This window comes from Siccirubricoccus deserti (genome assembly GCF_014283215.1).
GTDB classification, from domain to species: Bacteria; Pseudomonadota; Alphaproteobacteria; order Acetobacterales; family Acetobacteraceae; genus Siccirubricoccus; species Siccirubricoccus deserti.
Genome location: NZ_JACOMF010000253.1, coordinates 1 through 804, shown reverse-complemented (window position 1 = coordinate 804; position 804 = coordinate 1). Strand labels below are relative to the sequence as shown.

The 804-nt window shown below is 67.9% G+C and carries 1 pseudogene; it reads left to right on the top strand.

Annotated elements, in window-relative coordinates:
* Nucleotides 1-125: 125 nt before the first annotated feature.
* Nucleotides 126-683, top strand: a pseudogene (locus H7965_RS30170) (IS3 family transposase); the annotation flags it as partial.
* Between the last annotated feature and the right edge of the window lie 121 nt (nucleotides 684-804).

The window sequence follows — 804 nt, the reverse complement described above, 5'->3', positions numbered from 1 at the left end:
GCGGTCTCCTTTACGGAGACGTCGAGCCCGACAAAGTGCTGCATGGCGGCCTCCCTGAGCCGGATTGGGTGGGCGGCCATTATGCCGCAGACCAGACGGCGGAAACGGCGCCCCGAATACCCCATCTGAGCCCCGCGCGCCGGCGCGCCTGTGTCGAGCACATCGTGCACACGATGGGTGTCCCCGAGCGCCGCGCTTGCGCGGTTCTCGGGCAGCACCGCTCGACGCAGCGCAAGGCGCCGCGGGGCCGTGACGACGAAGAGCGGCTCACGGCCGACATCATCGAGCTCGCCCGACAGTATGGCCGGTATGGGTATCGGAAGGTCACGGCCCTGCTGCGGGACGCGGGCTGGTTGGTGAACGACAAGCGGGTGGAGCGGATCTGGCGCAGGGAGGGGCTGAAGGTGCCGCCGCGGCAGCCGAAGCGCGGGCGGCTGTGGCTGGCCGACGGCTCCTGCGTCCGGCTGCGGCCGGAGCGGCCGAACCACGTTTGGAGCTACGACTTCGTCGAGGACCGCACCCACGACGGGCGCAAGTTCAGGATGCTCAACGTCCTCGACGAGTTCACCCACGAGTGCCTCGCCATCCGGGTCGGGCGCAGGCTCAAGGCGGCGGACGTGATCGACCTGCTGTCCGACCTGTTCATCCTGCGCGGCGTGCCCGCACACATTCGCTCGGACAACGTCCTATATCGGGAAGCCGTGGGATACGTTGGTCCGCAAATCTCCATCGCCAGTTTGCACTGGTGTCGGAACGCGCAGCAACACAAAACCAGGTGGCCTCCACCGTGATGGGGGAGCTCTC